This window comes from Haloarcula rubra, from assembly GCF_019599465.1.
GTDB classification, from domain to species: domain Archaea; phylum Halobacteriota; class Halobacteria; order Halobacteriales; family Haloarculaceae; genus Haloarcula; species Haloarcula rubra.
Map to the genome: position 1 here is coordinate 250,630 of NZ_RKLR01000001.1, position 18,459 is coordinate 269,088.

Annotated in this window: 17 protein-coding genes; 8 read left to right on the top strand and 9 right to left on the bottom strand. The window is 68.3% G+C overall.

Annotation, left to right across the window (positions count from 1 at the left end; genetic code table 11):
• The first annotated feature begins 109 nt into the window (after positions 1–109).
• The 3 genes from EGH21_RS01410 to EGH21_RS01415 all read left to right on the top strand — a co-directional run bounded on the left by EGH21_RS01410 (position 110) and on the right by EGH21_RS01415 (position 3,994).
• Positions 110–2,554, top strand: coding sequence for an ATP-dependent DNA helicase (locus tag EGH21_RS01410; protein ID WP_220616687.1), 2,445 nt, complete (start codon positions 110–112; stop codon positions 2,552–2,554).
• Positions 2,555–2,644: 90 nt separating this feature from the next.
• Complete coding sequence (locus tag EGH21_RS24675) at positions 2,645–2,806, top strand: DUF7563 family protein (protein WP_262176004.1); 162 nt, start codon at positions 2,645–2,647, stop codon at positions 2,804–2,806.
• A gap of 120 nt (positions 2,807–2,926) precedes the next feature.
• Entirely contained in the window at positions 2,927–3,994 is a 1,068-nt protein-coding gene (locus tag EGH21_RS01415; protein WP_220616688.1) for an ArsA family ATPase, read from the top strand.
• Position 3,995: 1 nt separating this feature from the next.
• On the opposite strand, the gene EGH21_RS01420 is transcribed toward EGH21_RS01415, so the two are convergent.
• The 4 genes from EGH21_RS01420 to EGH21_RS01435 form a co-directional block, all read right to left on the bottom strand.
• Entirely contained in the window at positions 3,996–4,817 is an 822-nt protein-coding gene (locus EGH21_RS01420; RefSeq protein ID WP_220616689.1) for an SDR family NAD(P)-dependent oxidoreductase, read from the bottom strand.
• A 54-nt stretch (positions 4,818–4,871) separates the two neighbouring features.
• A complete protein-coding gene (locus EGH21_RS01425; protein WP_220616690.1) occupies positions 4,872–5,684 on the bottom strand; it encodes an endonuclease V in 813 nt (270 codons plus the stop codon).
• A gap of 1 nt (position 5,685) precedes the next feature.
• Positions 5,686–6,621 (bottom strand): rhomboid family intramembrane serine protease, encoded by a 936-nt coding sequence (locus EGH21_RS01430; RefSeq protein ID WP_220616691.1) that lies wholly within the window; start codon positions 6,619–6,621, stop codon positions 5,686–5,688.
• Positions 6,622–6,698: 77 nt separating this feature from the next.
• Positions 6,699–7,676, bottom strand: coding sequence for a response regulator (locus tag EGH21_RS01435; RefSeq protein WP_328765029.1), 978 nt, complete (start codon positions 7,674–7,676; stop codon positions 6,699–6,701).
• A 391-nt stretch (positions 7,677–8,067) separates the two neighbouring features.
• Here EGH21_RS01435 and EGH21_RS24350 point away from each other — a divergent pair, with 391 nt between their 5' ends.
• The gene (locus EGH21_RS24350) at positions 8,068–8,202 is read left to right on the top strand and encodes a DUF7503 family protein (RefSeq protein ID WP_268899034.1); all 135 of its coding nucleotides are present in this window, start codon (positions 8,068–8,070) and stop codon (positions 8,200–8,202) included.
• Between the two features lie 122 nt (positions 8,203–8,324).
• Here the strand turns inward: EGH21_RS24350 and EGH21_RS01440 are convergent, their stop codons facing one another.
• Positions 8,325–10,424 (bottom strand): hypothetical protein, encoded by a 2,100-nt coding sequence (locus EGH21_RS01440; RefSeq protein WP_220616692.1) that lies wholly within the window; start codon positions 10,422–10,424, stop codon positions 8,325–8,327.
• Positions 10,425–10,555: 131 nt separating this feature from the next.
• Here EGH21_RS01440 and EGH21_RS01445 point away from each other — a divergent pair, with 131 nt between their 5' ends.
• The 3 genes from EGH21_RS01445 to EGH21_RS01455 are packed head-to-tail and all read left to right on the top strand — an operon-like array spanning position 10,556 to position 13,203.
• Positions 10,556–11,008, top strand: a complete 453-nt coding sequence (locus tag EGH21_RS01445; RefSeq protein WP_220616693.1) for a DUF5788 family protein — start codon at positions 10,556–10,558, stop codon at positions 11,006–11,008.
• A gap of 1 nt (position 11,009) precedes the next feature.
• Complete coding sequence (gene polX, locus EGH21_RS01450) at positions 11,010–12,746, top strand: DNA polymerase/3'-5' exonuclease PolX (RefSeq protein WP_220616694.1); 1,737 nt, start codon at positions 11,010–11,012, stop codon at positions 12,744–12,746.
• Positions 12,739–13,203 carry a Mut7-C RNAse domain-containing protein gene (locus EGH21_RS01455; protein ID WP_220616695.1) on the top strand — a complete coding sequence of 155 codons (465 nt, stop codon included), beginning with the start codon at positions 12,739–12,741 and terminating at the stop codon, positions 13,201–13,203. The genes polX and EGH21_RS01455 overlap by 8 nt, the downstream gene beginning before the upstream one ends.
• A 177-nt stretch (positions 13,204–13,380) precedes the next feature.
• On the opposite strand, the gene EGH21_RS01460 is transcribed toward EGH21_RS01455, so the two are convergent.
• The 3 genes from EGH21_RS01460 to EGH21_RS01470 are packed head-to-tail and all read right to left on the bottom strand — an operon-like array spanning position 13,381 to position 16,800.
• Positions 13,381–14,520, bottom strand: a complete 1,140-nt coding sequence (locus EGH21_RS01460; RefSeq protein ID WP_220616696.1) for an ABC transporter permease — start codon at positions 14,518–14,520, stop codon at positions 13,381–13,383.
• On the bottom strand, positions 14,513–15,214 hold the full coding sequence (locus EGH21_RS01465) for an ABC transporter ATP-binding protein (protein ID WP_220616697.1): 702 nt from the start codon (positions 15,212–15,214) through the stop codon (positions 14,513–14,515). The genes EGH21_RS01460 and EGH21_RS01465 overlap by 8 nt, the downstream gene beginning before the upstream one ends.
• Complete coding sequence (locus EGH21_RS01470) at positions 15,211–16,800, bottom strand: COG1361 family protein (RefSeq protein WP_220616698.1); 1,590 nt, start codon at positions 16,798–16,800, stop codon at positions 15,211–15,213. Before EGH21_RS01470 ends, EGH21_RS01465 begins: the two co-directional genes overlap by 4 nt.
• Positions 16,801–16,897: 97 nt before the next feature.
• Between EGH21_RS01470 and EGH21_RS01475 the strand changes: the two genes are divergently transcribed.
• Complete coding sequence (locus EGH21_RS01475; RefSeq protein ID WP_220616699.1) at positions 16,898–17,377, top strand: DUF5797 family protein; 480 nt, start codon at positions 16,898–16,900, stop codon at positions 17,375–17,377.
• On the opposite strand, the gene EGH21_RS01480 is transcribed toward EGH21_RS01475, so the two are convergent.
• The gene (locus EGH21_RS01480; RefSeq protein ID WP_220616700.1) at positions 17,378–18,412 is read right to left on the bottom strand and encodes a DUF5787 family protein; all 1,035 of its coding nucleotides are present in this window, start codon (positions 18,410–18,412) and stop codon (positions 17,378–17,380) included.
• Between the last annotated feature and the right edge of the window lie 47 nt (positions 18,413–18,459).

Here is an 18,459-nt window from a genome sequence, read left to right on the forward strand (position 1 = left end):
CTCGCCCAGTGTTCTGCTTCACGGCCACCGAGGTGTGTGACCGGGCCCGCCCCAGCGCCGTGCCAGCGAACCCGGCGGTTCAAATACCGGGCCGCCTAACCCTGTGCCGATGCGGGACACGGCCTCGACAGGCGACGAGTCATGGCGGCAGTACTTCGGCTTCGAGGCACCGTACGAGAATCAGGCCGACGCCGTCGAGCGCGCCATCGAGGCCGGGAAGTCGCGCGGTTTTCTGGCGATGGAGGGTCCCTGCGGGACGGGCAAGACGATGGCGGCGCTGACCGCCGCGGCCCACCTCGTCCGGGACACCGACCTCTACGAGCGAGTCGTCGTCGTCACGCCGGTCAAACAGCAGTTACAGCAGTTCGTCGACGACCTGCGGACGCTGAACGCCGGGGTCGAAGAGCCGTTCGACGGCATCGCGCTGGTCGGGAAGACGGACCTCTGCCCGTACGGGCGGGAAGGGCAGTTCCCCGAGGACGTCGGGACCCACGACCGGTGTGAGGACTTACGCGAGGCGACGGCCAGACTCGTCGAGGACGACGGCCGCTCGGACGGGGCCGCCGTCGCGGAGACGGCCATCCAGAACGAGGTAGACGACGAGGACCAGTGGTGGGACCCGAGGAAAGGACAGGACCTCGCCGCGGCGGCGCGACCGGACGCCCAGTCCCAGACGCGACTCGGCGAGGACACGCTCTCGACGGCGGGGGCGGCCTCGCCCTATCGGCCCGAGCAACCCACCGCGCCCGAGTCGATGGCCGAGAGCGACGACCCGCCGCTGTACTGCCCGTTCGAGGCCGACTGGTACGCCCGGAACAAGGGGTCGCCGGTGGACTTCTCGGCCGGGCCGAACAACGTCGTGACGCTGGAGAACTACCTCCCGGCCGCCGTCGAACGGGGGACCTGCCCCCACCGAGTGATGAGCGTCATGTTGGAGGAAGCGGACGTGGTCGTGGGCAACTACAACCACCTGTTCGACCCGACCGCGCGACCGCTCCTGTCGTCGGTGCTCGACGACCAGACGTTCGTCGTCGTCGACGAGGCCCACCGCCTCGAAGAACGGGTTCGGGACCTGCTCTCGGATAGACTGGGCAAGCAGACCATCGCGCAGGCGCGCAACGACTGCAACCTGCTGGTCCAGCGCGCCCAGCAGAGCGCCGACCACAAGGCGCAGGTCCGGGAGGTGCTCTCGGCCCGCGAGGTGCCACTCGAAGCGGTCGACCACGCCCGGAAGTTCTACGACGATTTGGGGCGCTGGCTGGACGACCGGGTGGAGTCGTTCCTCGACGCCGAACACGAGGGCTGGCGGGCGAACCCGGAGCGACTGCCAGAACACGACCGCGAGATTCCGCTCCGGGACCCCGATACCGTCGAACGAGACGAACTCACCGAGTGGGCCGAGGACAAGGGGTACGACGGGCAACTGTGGCGCTCGCTGTCGAAGATCGGAGCGGCCGTCGAGGACGCCATCGACCAACTGGGCCTGACCCGCCAGCCGGTGTGTGCGGCCGTCGGCGTCCTCGCGGGCCAGTGGTGGGAGCGCGACCACTCGACGTTCCTCCGAGAGATAGAACTCGACCACTCGCCGAAGGAGTCTCGGAGCACCGACGCCGACTACGAAGCCGTCTACACGGCGGGCCTGCTCTGTTACAACTGCATGCCGGCGACGGCGCTCCGGGACGCCTTCGACGAGTTAGGCGGTGGCGTGCTGATGAGCGCGACGCTAGAACCGCTCGACGTGTTCACCCGCGTCTCGGGACTCGACGCGCTGGCAGAGACGGACGACGGCGACGACGGCGACGACCTGACGCGGCCGGTCCGGACGACGACGTACGACCTCCCGTTCCCGCCCGAGAACCGCGCGTCGTACCTCGTCGACGCGCGGCCGTTCACCGCTCGCAATCGGGGGGACCCCGAGGAGATGGAACCGCTCGGCGAGAACTGGAACCCGACCCGCGACGAGTACGCGCAGGCGCTGCGGGCCCTCGCTCGCTCGCCGGGCAACGTCATGGTGGCGATGCCGAACTACCGGGAGGCGCGCTGGGCGGGCGCGTATCTACAGGCGGCCGTCGAGAAACCAGTCGTCGTCGACGAGTCCTCGTCCAACGAGGAGACCGAGCGGCGCAAACAGGCGTTCTTCCGCGGCGACGGGAAGGTGCTGGTCACCTCGACCCGGGGGACGCTGACCGAGGGCGTCGACTACGACGGCGCGAAACTGTCGACCTGTGCCGTGGTCGGCGTCCCACTGGTCAACATCGGGTCGCCCCGCGTGCGAGCGGTCCAGCGGGCCTACGGCGACGCCTTCGGCGACGAGAACGCCTTCGAGTACGCGTTGACGGTCCCCGCCGTCCGTCGCGCACGGCAGGCCATCGGGCGCGTCATCCGCGGGAGCGAGGAAGTGGGCGTCCGCGCGTTCGTCGGCCGACGGTACACCCCGGATGCCCGCCACTCCGTCTATCCGTTCCTCCCGCCCGGCGAACGCGAGGAGTTCACGCGGATGACCCCGGAGTTCCTCGCCGGCCAGCTGGACGCGTTCTGGCGAAAGCACGAGTAACCCCGGGCAGTTCGGCTGCAAGCAGTTATTAACCGGAACATTTCGTTGGCAACAAAAAGCCTATACAGAATCATTAGAGTGTTACAAGAGATGCCCGAGTGTCAAAACTGCGGTGAGTTCGTAACCGAGCAGTACGTGCGGGTGTTTACACCAGAAGCCTCCGAAGCACACGGGCCCAGGGTCTGCCCGAACTGCGAGGACAAACTACGCGACGGTGCGGAAGTCCGTGAAGCGCGGTCCTCTCGCCAGTAGCGCTCTTCGGCCCCCGTGAGTGGTCCCCGTCGGACTCGCCACACCCGACGCGGGGACGGCCCACCGGACCCGTCGTGCCGTTTTCGGGAAGTACTCAAGGCCAGAGGCGTAGCCTCGGGTATGAACAATCTCGACGTCGAGGCAGTCGACGACATCGACACGCCGACCGGTGTCGACGCACCGGACTACGTGCTGTACGGCGGCAAGGGCGGCGTCGGTAAGACGACGTGTGCGGCCGCCACTGCGCTCGCCTCCGCCCGCGACGGGACGGCGACGCTCGTCGTCTCGACGGACCCCGCCCACTCGCTGTCGGACACGCTGGAGACGCAGATACCGGCCGAACCGACGCGCATCCGCGAGGACGTGCCGCTGTTCGCCGCGGAAATCGACCCGGAGGCGGCCGTGGGCGAGGGACCGCTCGGCATGGAAGACGACGCGCTGGGCGGCCTCGGTGGGATGCTGGGCGGTGACGACGGTCCACTCGGTGGCGGGGCCGGCGACGACCCCGTCGGTGGCGACGACGGCCTCCTCGGCGGGTCCATGCCCGGGGCCGACGAGGCCGCCGCGATGCGACTCCTGCTGGACTACATCGACGACGACCGGTTCGACCGCGTGGTCGTCGACACCGCTCCGACCGGCCACACGCTTCGACTGCTGGAACTGCCCGAGACAATGGACTCGATGGTCGGGAAGATTCTCCAGTTACGCGAGCGCTTCTCCGGGATGATGGGCAACCTCGGGGGCATGTTCGGCGCCGACGAGGACGTGGACCCCGAGGAGGGCATCGACGACCTGCGGGAACTCAGCGACCGTATCGAGCATCTGCGGGCGATTCTGCGGGACCCGACGAAGACGGACTTCCGGGTCGTGATGGTCCCCGAGGAACTCTCCGTGGTCGAGTCGGAACGCCTCCTCGGACAGTTGCGGGAGTTCGACATCCCGGTCGGCACCGTCGTCGTCAACCGCGTGATGCAGGACCCCAGCGAGGTGCTGGGCCGCGACGTCGACATCGCGGGTCCGAACCACGACGACTGTGAGTTCTGTGCGCGGCGCTGGCAGGTCCAGCAGGACGCGCTGGCGCGCGCACAGGACCTGTTCCGGGGCCACGAGGTCCGTCGGGTCCCGCTGTTCGCGGAGGAGGTCCACGGCGAGCGACTGCTCGCCGTCGTGGCGGCCTGCCTCGACTGACTCAGTCTAGCAGTTTCCGGACGACCGAGAACGCGGCGTCGCGCCACCGGGCGGGGACGTGCCGTGCGAGCAAGAGGAGTTTCGCACCCTCGCCCACGGGATAGCGAGGGGCGGGGTCGCTGGCGTTGGCGGCGTCGCGGACGGTCAGCGCGACGGCCCCCGGCGTCACCGAGACGGCGTCCCTGACGCCGGCGAGGCGCGAGTCTTCCTGTGCCTGATAGAGCCAGTCGTACGCGCCGGTCTGTTCGGCGTTCGGTCCTCGTTCCGCTTCGTCGTCGCCCGCCGTCTGAACGGGGCCGGGTTCGACGACGACCACGTCCACGTCGAACTCCGCGGCCTCGACGCGGAGCGCGTCGCTCAGTCCCTCGACGGCGAACTGTGAGGCCGCGTAGCCGCCCTGTCCCGGGAGCGAGAGGCGGCCCGCGACGCTGGAGACGGAGACGACGGTCCCGTTCTCGCGAGCGCGCATGTGCGGCAACACCTCTCGGACCATCCGGTGGGTGCCGAGCAGGTTGCGGTCGAACTGCGCCTCTAGCTCGGCCGTCGAGACGTCCTCGACGGCTCCGAACTGGGCCGTCCCCGCGGCGTTCACTAGACAGTCGATGCGTCCGGCCTCGTCGACCACGTCCTCGACGACACGTTCACACTCGCGCGCGTTCGTCACGTCGAGTTCGGCCGTCTCACAGCCGTCCTCGGCGAGGGCGGTCAGGTCGGCCTCGTCGGCGGCCGTCGCCCACACGCGCCAGTCGTCGTCCAGAAACGCCTCGGCGGTCGCGCGGCCGACGCCGCCGGCCGCGCCCGTAATCAGCACCGTCTTGGCCATGGCAGGCCCGACACACCCCGGGCAATTAAGCCCACCCGGTCGCGGTCGGCCGGCCTACACCTCGCTCTTGAGTTCGTCGGCGTAGCTATCCGCCACGCGCGTCGGTTCGGGGAGTTTGTACCCCGCGGCCGTCGCCAGCACGAGGTCCGCGGCCGTCTCCGTTCCGACGCGGTGGCCGGGACTGACGAGGAGCGGGTTGACGTACTGCGTCTCCGACTCGTACTGCCGGGTCTGGACGGCGTAGCCGATACAGGTCCCGCGCTCGGCCGTCTCGACGTCGCCGTCGGCGTCGATGGGGACCCGCGTACCTTCGGGGAGTTTGCGGTCCAGCGACTCGCGTGGGGTCCCACAGAGGAGGTTCTTCGCGACGCCGACCGTCGGAACGTCGAGGGTGACGCCGACGTGTGTCGCGAGGCCCGCCTCGCGGTAGTGGATGCGCCCGCTCCCGTCGACGAACACGAGGTCGGGGTCGGCGTCGAGTTCCGCGAACGCCGAGAGGATGGCCCCGCCCTCGCGGAAGGAGAGGAGGCCGGGGACGTAGGGAATCTCCGTCGGTTCGACGGCGAAGGCCCGTTCGACGACCGTTCGGCCGCGCAGGACGACGACGGCCGAGACGGCCCGGTCACCGACGAACGCTTGGTCGACGCCGGCGACGAGTGGCCGGTCGGCGTCCGGTTCGTCCGCCGCCCCGTCGCCGGCCTCGCCGAGCGTCGACTGTCCGACCGGCCCGTCGATGGCGACGGCGGCCGGGTCGACGCCGTGGTCGTCGTCGAAGACCGCCACGTCGGCGATGTCTCGCTGGAGCGCCTCCATCTCGGCCGTCGACAGCGACGGGTCCGGGACGAACTCGGGGCGGACGACGTCCATCTCAGAAGGGACCGCGTCCACCCGGTCCGCCCGGGCCGCCTGGGCCACCGCCGCCCCGCCCGAACTGGAGTTGGCTGGGTACGCGCATCTCGCTCTTGAACTTCCGGCCGTACCAGAGGCCGATGGCGAGGCCGATGAGGTGTGCGGTGTGGGCGATGTTGCCGCCGAGGAGGCCCACGGACCCGGGTGACAGCGACCCGAGAATGCTGAACAGGACGTAGAACCCGGTGATGGCCCATATCGGTACCGGAATCAGGAAGTAGAGGTACACGCGGAGGCTGGGGTTGAGCACGGTGAGGAACGCCAGGATGGCGAGTGCGGCACCGCTCGCTCCGAGGACGCCGTACGCGCCGGTCCCTTGCACGACCTGCAGGGCAATCTGCCCGAGGCCAGCGAGCATCCCCGAGACGAGGAAGAACACCGTGAACCGCTTCGACCCCATCTGCTGCTCGACGATGCGGCCGAAGAAGTAGATGATGATGCCGTTCCCGAGGATGTGGTAGAACCCGCGCGGCGAGTGTGCGAAGACGGAGGTGACCCACGTCCAGACGTACTCGGGGTTGTCGGGGTGGAGCACGAACAGCGTCTGGAACAGGTCACGGCCGGCTATCCCGAGCACGACTTGCTCGGCGATGAAGGTGATGGCCATCGCCGCGAGGAACACGTAGGTCATGTTCCCGCGGAAGTACGCCATCGGGCCGCCGGGACCGGTGTCGAGACCGAGTCTGCTGGCGACCCCGCCCGAGCTCGACGACCCGCCGGTGTCGACGCTGTCGTCGAACCCGCTGTCGAACACCCCCTGCGGGTCGTCCCAGTTGTCTAACCCCGCGCAGTCGTGGGACTCCGGCAACCGATGCTCGGCACAGTAAGTACCACCGCAGTGCCCGCACTGGTAGGGCATGTTTTCTTGCTTACCACAGACGTCACACTCCGACATTGTCCACACTTCGGGTGGGCCGTGCAAAGGGGTTGTGCTTGTGCGATACCGCGGCAAGAACGGGCGTCCGGGTCGGCCTACTCGTCTGTCTCGGACGGCCCGTCGGTCGCCCGGAGGACGCCTATCCACGCCGGCGCGTCGTCGTAGTCGATGGCGCCGCCGGAGACTTCGACGGTGACCCGTTCGCCGTCGGCGCGGACGCCGGTGAACGTCGCGTCGAACGACTCCAGGTCGCCGTGGTCCTCCGACTGGACCTCCTCGAAGAAGGAACTGTCGTCGGTGGCGGTGATACGGGTCGGCGGCGCGCCGACGAGGTCGCCCTGCGTGTAGCCGAACGTCTCGGCCAGTTTCTTGTTCACGTAGACGAACTCGCAGTTCTGGACGATGCAGACGCCGGCTATCTCCTGTTCGACGAGCCGTTGGTACCACGACAGCGCGTTCCAGAACTGCTGTTCGGTGCGGTGTTTCTCGACGGCGTTCTGGATGCGGTTGGCCAGCACCTCGTACTGGTCCGTCCCGGTCCCCTTCTGCATGTAGTCGGTGACGCCGGCCTGAATCGCCTCGCTCGCTATCTCTTCGCTCCCGCGTCCGGTGAACAGAATGAACGGCATGTCGGGATACTGCTCGCGGACGATTTCGAGCAACTCCAACCCGTCCGTGTTGGGCATCTGGTAGTCACTGACGATGCAGTCGACGGTGCCCTCACGAAGGTGGTCGAGTGCGGCGACGGCGCTCGTCTCGCTGACCACGGTGAACTCGTCGTTTATCCGTTCGAGGAACGTCTCTATCAGGTCGCCGATCTGAGGGTTGTCGTCGACGTGGAGGACGCGAATCTGCTGGCTCGTCTCGACTTTCGCCAGCGGAATCGGCACCTCCGACTGCATCCCTTCGGCCGAGTCCGACGACTCCGTCCGGATGAGCGGAGCGCTCCGGTTCGACGCGCGCTGACTCCCGCGAAGGACCGCACGGGACAGTTCCACCGTCCCGCCACCGGTTCCGTCTGCCGTCATGCCGCGCCACCCGTCGACGGCCTGCGTTCGCTGCCGGTACGCCACGCCCCGCCGTCGTCTGACCCACGAATGCGAGCCAGTCCGGCCCCCCGACAGGTCGAAATCGACGATTGCAAGCGGGCGACGTGCGTATGCTCGTAGTTAGCCATCGGTACGTATCTCTACCTACCTATTTAGTGGCCGGTCACAAAACGATACTGATAGTGATGGTAGTCACCGATTACCAATACACACCGACTCCCACGACGGGATGAACGCCAGCAAGGACGGAGACAGACCGTGATTGGCCGCGTTACAGCGGAACGTCCCCCCATTCGACCGACGGAATCGTAGTATGCAGCGATTATACCACTAATTTCTACTTAATACAATTTTAAATATGTGTGAACACTTCAAATATTTTTAATATACACCCCGGTGATGGTTTGGGTGTACTATGTCCGACAACACGATGCGAGACTACCTCGCAGAACACCCACGCATGGCTGGCGCACTGTTTACGATTCTCCTCCTGCTCACGCAGGCTGGGGGTGCAGTGGCCGCAAACAACGCGAGCATCGCTGGTCCCTGAGCCTCACATAGAATCCTTAGGCAGCACACCCGAATGGAACATGGAAAAAGAAGTATTTCGGGGAGCGTTCGTATTTTCAGACTAGATAAATTGACCGGATAGTTGTGTACCGTCCCAGATGACTAATCTAAGTCTAATGAGGTACTCCACTGAAGCATACTGTCTCTTCTAACCGGAACTTCCTCCAGCTTGAGAAATTCTGACAATTCTCCGCGTGTGAGAGTGAATCTCCCAACTTCTCCAGATACGAGATAGAACTGGCCACTGTTAGATATGAACGGCATGAATATCGTCCCCATCCCCTTTTCATCGGTGGCATAGCTCCTTATCGCCACCTTGAATTCGTCTTGTTCTTTGTCGATTCTAAGCAGATTTGGGGAACCACCCACACATTGCGTCACCGTAATCCCGCCGTCACCGACGACGATGTACTGCCCGCCGAGGATGCTCTCCTCGCGGGCGATGGTCAGTGCCGCACGGAGTGGGAACCCGCTGTTGAGGAGGCGCGCGACGGACTCGCCGATGCGGACGGCGCCGTCGTTGAGCACCTCGTTGAGCGTGACGATGCCGCCGATGGCACCCTTCTCGACCAGTTTGAGCCCCTGCTGGTAGGAGTTGCAGGCGTTCAGCAGGAACGTGTCGACGCCGACGTCGTCAAGCGTCGCGGCGTCGAGCGTGCCGTCCTCGCAGGTGAATCCGTCGCGCTCGGTGTGCCCGATGTAGTGGAAGAAGTCGGCGTCGGTCGTGAGGACCGTCGCGAGTTCGTCGGTCGTCAGGTTCTCGTGAACGGTAATCTCGAACGGCAGGTCCGAGCGGTTGCCGTACACCTCGTCGGCAATCTGGCGTTCCGCGGCCATCCGGGCGTCGTTCTGGACCACCCTGATGGTGATGTCTCCCTCGGTCGTCTCGCGGTCCAGTCTGTTCTGGAACGCCTCGGGGACGAGTTTGGTCGCGCCGATGGGGACGCCGTCGCCGAGCCAGGCCTGTTCGAGTGCGTCGTCGGCCTGCGGTTCGACGTAGTTCGGCCCGGGAGAGTCCGAGTCGTCCTCCGTGCCGGTAGACCTGGCCATAGTTCCGGTGCTGGCAGAGCGCGTGAAGTCGTCAGAGCGGGTGAGCGTCTCCTCGTAGCCCGCTGGTTCGCTGGTCCCACTGTTCCCGGTCGGCTGGTGCGTGCGGACGACGGCGAGGTCGTCGACGACGAAGGGCAACTGTGCGGCGTTGGCCGCGACGGGGTCGACGTGGGTCGTCAACCGCCACTCCGGGACGTGGTCCTCGACGACCTCGTAGGGCACGTCGAGGTAGGCCGCCACCTGTTCGGTCAGCGGGCGGTCGTACAGCGCCGCGAAGTCGAGGTCGAGGTACGGTTCGACCGCGTTCCGCTCGTGGAGGTCGATTTGGTAGAGCCCCTCCGTCCGGGTGACGCAGTCGAGGAAGAACAGTTGCTTCAGCGTCCGTTCGACCGTGCGCTCGTACCCCCTCGGCCCCGACAGCGAGTGCTCGAAACCGTCGTCGGTCGTCAGGCGCGGTGCGGGACCGGGACCGACGGACGCCCCGAGATAGTACGCGAGGGGGGCGGCGACGAAGACGGACCCGAGGTCCGGCGGGAGTTCGAGGTGGACCCCGGTGTCGGGGCGCTCGATAGACGAGGGCACGTCCAGACTGTCGCCGAGTTCGAGCGCTGGCGGGTGGCCGCGGAGCGTCGGATACGAGCGCTCCGGGTCGGTCGTCTTCAGCGCCGACCCGAACGTCTCGACGGCGGCCATCACGTCCACCGGGTCCTCGGTAGTCGTGACCGTCGCCGCCGGTCGTTCGTGACGCGAGCGGGCACCGACCCGGATCTCGGTCGGGTCGCCGAAGTCGATGCGGGTCTGGTCCATGTCGACGCTGACCTCGAACCCGGTGTCGGCCCGGACGTAGGTCTTGATGCGGGTACAGAGGTCGATGCTGTACGTCCCCTCCGGCACCGCCTCGGCCTCGAACTGTTTGACCTCTGCGACCGTCTGGCCCGCCGTGTCGCGGACGTACACCGGCACGACGGTCGGGAGGACGATACTGCTCGTCCGGACGCTGACGGCCGACCCGACCGGGAACCGGAAGCCGTCGGTCGAGACCGGCGTCGGGGAGACGGGGGCGGACGTGTACAGTCGGTAGCGCTGGCGCTCCACCGGGTCGATGATTTCTACCCCGGGCTTGTCCGCTGTGGGCTCGAACGTTAGGGACATCTTATCGGGAGCCACCGAACTACCGACGTTCGTTACGTACTGTAGTAGGAACAGAGAGAACGAAAAAGATACCGACCCCACGGGTGGTCCGAGCGAAGCGGGTAAGACCCCGTGGCTCGAAAGCCGGGGTAGTGCAAGAGTTCGAGCGCAAACAGCTGTTGGAGCGCATCGAACGGGAGGGTGCGACCGTCGGTGCGGCGATTCCCGACGAGATCACCGTCCAGGGGGAAGACGTCGACCTGCAGTCGTTCGTCTTCGAGATAAAGCGCCGGGACACGATACCGCGCGGCGAACGCGAACGGGTCGACCGGGCGAAGAAGAACCTCCGTCGCGAGCGCATCGAGCGCAAGGAACTGATCGAGGAGGGGGAGGTGAGCTACGAGCGCGGCGAGGAACTCGCCGAGGCCATCATCGGCATCGACCGCGCGCTGAACGCGCTCGAACAGCTCGGCCCCGCCGACCTCGAAGCGGAGGCGAAGGCCCAGGAGACGGCCGACACCAAGCGCTGGATGAAGTTCCTGCAGAAGGCGCTGGGCCACGAGGACGCCGATTCCGGCACGGGTCGTGCCGGGCGAGGGAGATAACATGAGCCGGAACGACGAAATCGCGACACGACTGGAGGAGTTCGCCGACTTACTCGACGCGAAGGGCGTCGAGTACAAACCGCGGGCCTACCGGCGTGCGGCCGAGAACATCCGGGACCACCCGGCGGCCATCGAGGGACTGGCTGCCGAGGGCGCGGACACCGTCGGCGAGATAGAGGGCGTCGGCGACGCCATCTCCTCGAAGGTCGTCGAGTACTTCGAGACGGGCGACATCGAGGAGCTAGCGGAACTCCGCGCGGAACTCCCCGTCGACATGGAAGCGCTGACCGCCGTCGAGGGCGTCGGCCCGAAGACGGTCGGGACCCTCTACGAGGAACTGGGAATCACGACGCTGGACGAACTCGAAGCCGCGGCGGAGGCCGGCGAGATTCAGGAGGTGAAAGGCTTCGGCGCGAAGACCGAACAGAACATCCTCGACAACCTCGACTTCGCGCGCGAGGCCCACGAGCGGACCCTGCTGGGCGAGGCCCGCCCCTACGGCGAACGGGTCGAATCGTACATGGCCGACGTCGACGGCGTCGAGGAGTGCGCGCTCGGCGGGTCGCTCCGCCGCTGGAAGCCGACCATCGGCGACGTGGACGTCCTCGTCGGGAGCGCGGCCGACGAGGCCGTCGTCGAGGCGTTCACCGACTGGCCGGACGTGGACCGCGTCATCGAGGCCGGCGAGACGAAGGCCAGCGTGATGGCCGGCGGCGTCCGGGTCGACCTGCGCGTGGTCGTCCCCGAGGAGTTCGGCGCGGCCCTCCAGTACTTCACCGGGAGCAAGGACCACAACGTCGCGGTCCGCAACCGCGCCATCGAACGTGACCTGAAGGTCAACGAGTACGGGGTCTTCGACGTCTCGGACGTAGAGGACGACGACCAGCGCGCGGGCGAGCGGGTCGCCGGCGAGACGGAGGAGGGCGTCTACGAGGCGCTCGACATGGCGTGGATGCCGCCGGAGATGCGCGAGAACCGGGGCGAGGTCGAGGCGGCGGCGGACAACGACCTCCCCGACCTCGTGGCGGAGAGCGACGTTCGCGGGGACCTGCACACCCACACCGAGTGGTCCGACGGGGGCAACAGTATCGCGGAGATGGTCGAGGGCGCCGCCGCGTTCGGCCACGACTACGTCGCCATCACGGACCACGCGACGGGGCCGGGGATGGTCGGCGGCGTCGGCGTCCCCGACGCGGAGTTGCGTGAGCAACTGGCAGAGGTGGAGGCCGTCGCCGAGGACGCCGACATCGACGTGTTCAGCGGCGTCGAGGCGAACGTCGGCGAGGACGGCAGCCTCTCGGTGGCCGACGACCTGCTGGCCGAACTGGACGTGGTCGTCGCCTCGCCGCACGCGGCGCTTGACGGCGACGGGACTGACCGACTCGTCGCGGCCGCCGAGCACCCCGACGTGAACGTCATCGGTCACCCGACCGGCCGGTACCTCAACCGGCGGGCAGGGTTGGACCTCGACGTCGAGCGACTGGCCCGGGTGGCCGCGGACAACGGGACCGCGCTGGAGATAAACGCCAGTCCGGCCCGTCTGGACCTGGGTGGGGGCGCCGTCAAACAGGCCATCGAGGCCGGTGCGACCGTCGTCGTCAACACCGACGCACACAGTCCCGGGAACTTCGAGCAGGTACGCTACGGCGTCCACACCGCCCGTCGGGGGTGGGCCGAGGCCGCCGACGTGTTGAACACGCGCGACGCCGACGGCATCCGGGAGTTCGTCCATGAGTGAGACGGACCGGCGGGACCCCCTGTTGCTCGACGCGATGCTGGGCAAACTGGCGTCGTACCTCCGGATGTGCGGGTACGACGCCGCCTACGCGCTGGACCGGGGCGCCGAGAGCGACGCTGACGTCCTCGCACTCGCCCGAACGGAGGGGCGCCGACTCGTGACGCGGGACGAGGGGCTGGCCCGAGAGATGGACGACGCGCTGTTGCTCACCAGACGGGACGTAGAGGAGCAACTCCGCGAACTGTCCGGGGTCGGGTTCGAACTGGACCTCTCGGACGAACCGGTCCACTGTGGCACCTGTAACGCGCCGGTCGAACGCGTCGACAGGACGGAGCCGACGCCGGATTACGCCCCGGACCCCGCGGAGGAACCGGTCTGGCGGTGTCGGGACTGCGGCCAGCACTTCTGGCGCGGGAGTCACTGGGACGACGTCGCCGACACCCTCGCGGAGCTATAACCGACAGACGTCGACGCCGTAGCGTAGTTCCTCGCCGACTGTTTCGAGCAGGGCGCTCACTCGGCCGAAGTCCTCCGGAGTGCCGCGGTCGGTCACCGGGCGGTGGGAGGGGTGTCCGGCTCGTCGGCGGGCGACCCCACGGGCCGAAGCGGACAGCCGTCCGACAAGCCGTCCTGTTCAGCCACGGAGTGCCTCGACCGGCGGTTCCCACGCCGCTCGATAGGCCGGATAGAGGCCCCCGACCAGCGCGACGACGACGCCGAAGGCGAACGCGCCGAGCGGGACGAGGGCGTTCGCGGGCATGAGGACGGCCCACAGCGGGAGCTCCGTCTGCGTGGCGGTCACGACGACGGTGACGACGCCCAGCACCGCACCGACGGCCCCGCCGACGACACCCAGCAGCGTCGCCTCGACGAGCAACGTCCGCAGGACTTGCCTGCGGTGGATGCCGACGGCCCTGAGGACGCCTATCTCGCCCCGCCGTTCGGAGACGGTCATCAGCATCACGTTGAAGATGCTGACGCCAGCGACGACCAGCGAGACGCCCGCGACGGCGAGCAAGAAGCCGTTCAGCAGGTCGAAGAACTCCGCGATGCGGTCGAGCACGCTCGTCAGCGAGAAGACGCTGACCCGCTCCTGTCTGGCGTTCAACCGCCGGTCCACCTCGTCGGCGACCGCCCGGGCGTCGGCGGCCGAGTTGGCGCGGACGACAACCTGTGAGTACCCCGACGTGGCGAACTCGTCCGGCGGGAGGACGACCGCCGAATCCGGCTGGAGCGGTGAGATGCTCTGGACCTCCGGCAGGACGCTGACGACGCGGTACTCGTTGCCCTCGACGGTGATGGTACTGCCCGGGCGCAGGGACAGTTCCTCGGCGACGTCGGCACCGACGATAGCACCCTGTCGATGGAACGCCGGGACGACGCCGCTCCCGTTGCCGAACAGCGCCTGCGGACTGTCGGTGCCGTACACCTGCGCGACTGTGCGGCCCCCACTCCCCCGTACCGTCCCACCGGTCGCTTTCAGCGGGACGACGGTCCCCCGGCCGTCGGCGGCCCGCTGGACCGCCGCGAGGTCACGCGAGTCCAGCGATTCGGCGTCGCTTCCGTCGGCCGGGCTGACGATGACCTGGTCGCCGAGGCCGCCCAGTTCCTCCGTGGCGGCGACGCTCAGTGCGTTGCCCAGCAGACCGAGCGTGACGACGGCGAACACGCCGATGACGATGCCAAGCGCCGCCAGTGCTGCCCGGAGTCGCTGCCGCGAGAGGTTCCGGGTCGCCAGCGACAGCGCCGGGAACCGACGCCCGTTCTCAGTCACGCTGCATCACCCCGTCGACGAGTTCGACGGTCCGGTCGGCGTAGTCGGTCACCAAATCGTCGTGCGTGACGGCGACGACGCCAACGTCGGCCTCGTCGGTGATGCGCCGAATCTCCTCTAGGATGCTCGTGCCCGTCTCGCGGTCCAGATTCCCCGTCGGTTCGTCGGCCAGCAACACGTCGGGTTCGTTGACGAGGGCTCGCGCGATGGCGACGCGCTGTTTCTGTCCGCCGGACAGTTCGTCCGGCGTGTGGTCCAGTCGGTCGCCGAGGCCGACCCGTTCCAGCAGGTCCCGCGCCCGGTCGGTGGCGTCGCCAGGCAGGAAGGCCGTCGGGAGCCTGACGTTCTCCAGCGCCGTCAGCGTCGGCAGGAGGTGGAAGTCCTGAAAGACGAAGCCCAGCGACTCCCGACGGGCGTTCGTCCGCTGGGTCTCGGTCAGGCCGGCGGTCGGTTGCCCGCGGAGTTCGACGCGGCCGCTCGTCGGTTCGTCCAGCAGACCGAGGACGTTCAGCATCGTGCTCTTGCCGCTGCCACTCGGCCCGATGACCGCGACGACCTCCCCGCGAGCGACGGCGAAGTCGACGTGCGAGAGCGCGACCACCTCGCCGCCGGCGCCGCTGTCGTACCGCTTGCTCACGTCCACGACGCGGAGCGGCGGCGCCAGTTCGACCGGGCTGGTCTGGACCGTCCTCATCGGTTCCGGGAGCGGCGGGCGAACAGTGTCACGGCGACGGTCACGACCAGTCCGACGGTCAGCGCCAGTGCGATACCGATCGACTGCTGGCCACTCCCCCTGTTCGTGCCGTCGTCGGCCGGGAGCGGTACCTCGGTGGTCTCGCTGACTCGCTCGCCGTCGACGGTGTAGTCGACCCGGACGGTCAGCGCCGTCGCGTTCTCGGTGTCGGCCTGCGCGGTGAGTTCGAACGGCGCGAACTCGCTGCTGGCGACGCTCCCCACGAAGTAGTTGCGCTGTGGGTACGCCGGGTCGACGTACCGGGTGGGCTGGACGGCGACGACGGCGCTGGTCACCTCGCCGTCCCCGACGTTGGCGAGGTTGCCGTCGACGCTCACGCGTCCGTCCTCGGCCACGGTGACGTCGAGGCCGGTGACGGTGGCCGCACCGCGCTCCGCAGCGTAGTCGTAGGCGACGGCGCTCTCGGTGCGTCCGGTCGGCGCGTCGTAGTGCGCGACGAACCGAACGCCGTCGGCGGTCCGCACGCCCGAGAGGTCGACCGTCACCGTCGTCGACTCGCCCGGCGCGAGTTCCTCGGTCAGCGCGTACCTGCCGACCGAGGAGAGGGCGGTCCCGTCCGGCGTCTCGCCGGTGAGGACGACGCGCTCGACGGCCGCGTTGCCGAAGTTGGTCACGGTCACGTCGACCCGTGACTCGCTGGTCGCGTCGTCGCTCCCGGACTGTGGCTGGAGCGCCCCGCCACCGCCGCCACCGCCGAGGATGCCGGTCAGGCCACCGGGGACTTGCTGTGTGTCGTCCCCCTGTGCACGCTGTGCGCGGACGCCGACGTCGGTAGACAGCGGCGCGACGGTCACCGTCTTCGAGAACGTCGAGGCGGACCGGACGCCGTTGGGCGTCGTGAACGTCGTCGTCACTTCGAGGGGGCGTTCGCCCGGTGCGGGGGCCCTGACCGAGAGGTTCACCGTCTGTGACGCCCCGGCGGCTATCGTCGGAATCACGCGCCGGGTCCGCTCGCCCGTCGCCGGGTCGGTCACCCGAACCTCGACGTCGCGGAGCGCCGCCGTCGTCGGGTTCGAGACGACGGCCGTCACGGGGGTGTCGGCGCGAGCGACGAGGCCGTCGGTCCGGAGTTCGACCTGTGGCTGGCCGCGTTCGACGCCGACCGTCAGCGGCCGTGTCGCACGCACCGTGTCGCCGGCCTCGTCGGTCCCGACGGCCACGAGTCGCAGGTCGTACGACCGCGGTCGGTCGACGGTGAACGTCACGGGCACCGTCAACGTCTCGCCGGGTGAGAGCCGACCGAGGGCCGTCGCGTTCCCGAGGACCACGTCCTCGCCGATGTCGGGCGAGCGGACGACGCGAACGCTGTCGAGTGCGAGCGACGTGTTGCTACCGCCAGAGAGCCGAACGGTCGTCTCGGCGGTTATCGGTGCTCCGGCGGTCGGCGTCGCCGGCGTGACCGTCGTGTCTGTGAGGGTCAGGCGGGCGTCGGCGCCGGCGGCCGGCCCGACGGCGACGGTCAGCGGACCCACGGCGACGAGGACGGCCAGTGCGACGACGAGCAAGCGGAGACGAACACGCACCATCTACGGTCGTAAGGGGCCGAGCGTGCAAATATCCCTCGCCGACCGAGGCCGCCCGACTCCAGAACGCTTGTAACCTCGGTCGCGCTACACTCGGGCAATGACCCTCTCGGAGGCGGCCCGCGAGCGACTCGCCGACATCGTCGCCAACCAGCCGACGAAGAACGGCGAACTGCAGGACCTGTGGGACATGGACAGCGGCAGCGAGGTCCACCAGTACCTCGAATCCGAACTGAAGGAGTACTACTACCGCAACGAGGACAGTCTCATCTGTGCCACGCCGGAGGCGACGGAGTTGATAGACGGCGAGGGCTCCGACCGAGTCCAGACGATGACGGTCACGCCGCTCCAGCAGGCAATCGTGGAGGTCATCGCCGGCCCGGACGAGGAGAGCCAGAGCGTCGTCTCGGTGTTGCACGCGCTCCGCGACGCCGGCGAGGACCCCGACGTCGACGACGTTCGCTCGGCCCTGCGCGGCCTCGCCGACAAGGGGCTCGTCGAGACGGTCCAGAAGACGGTGCCGACGTTCCGACTGGCCATCGACCGCGAGGACGTCGACGTCGAGGTCACCGACGCGTAGCTACTCCTCCGGCAGTCCGGGACGTGTCCGGCGACGGCGACGGTCCAGCAGCCGTTTGATACCCTTTCCCGGCCCTCCCTCGACGGGCCACCCCTTCGCGCGCCACGCCGGCGGTTCCGGTTCGAACTCGGGACACGAGCCACGGCACTCGCTCTGTGTCGGGACCCGCTCTTTCGCCGCGCAGTACGGGACGACACCCGACGCCTCGGCCCGCAACTGGAAGTGTCTGCAGTCTGGCCGCATCGTCCCCGCGTAGGCCCGCCAGCCGCGCCCGTAGGCCCGTTCGGCGATGACCTGTCGCTTCTCGGCTTTCCACTCCGGGTCGGCGTACTCGAAGCGGGCGGCGCTGGCGTCGTCCTCGGGCCGTTCGAGGATTCTGGTCCCCGGCGAGGCGACGTCGAGCGTCCGCGGTTCCCAGACCGCCTCGGCCGCCCCCGAATCGGCGTCGACGGTCAGCACGCCGACCGCCGCGGGGAAGTCCGCGAGCAGAATCGGTTCGACCCGCTCGCCCGTCGCCGCCGTCGCGACCCACACCTCGTCGGCCAGCCCCAGCGCCACGTCGCGCTCTAACTGCCCCGCGAGGTCACGCGCCGCGCTCGCCGTGAGGTCCGGTTTGTTCTCGATGGCGACGATGCGGCGCACCCAGTCGGGGTAGGGGCGTCGGCGGCGAATCTCGATGCGGTTCCCGCGCTTGCGCGTCTCGACGGCGTCCCGGTCGGCGGCCGCGTGGACGGCCTCGCGGACGTACCGCCACGGATAGCCCGGGTCCGGGAGGGCGTCGCGGTAGAAGGCCCACTCGGCGGGGGCGTGTTCGAGGACGTGCAGGAGGTCCGAATCGAACGCCTCGGGGCCGAACGCGGCCCGCCGACGCAGGCCGTCCGGGTCGCACTCGAGGACGACGGTGTCCCACCGGCGGTACTTCGTCCCGAGTTGCCGGGCGACGACGACGGCCGAGTCCGCACGCCGCGGCGACCACTCGCGTTCGGCCCACTGACAGACGCGCAGTTCGAAGGCGAACTCGGAGTCGACTGACACGACCGACCGTTCGGCACGCGAACGCTAAACAACCACTGCTTCCGCCG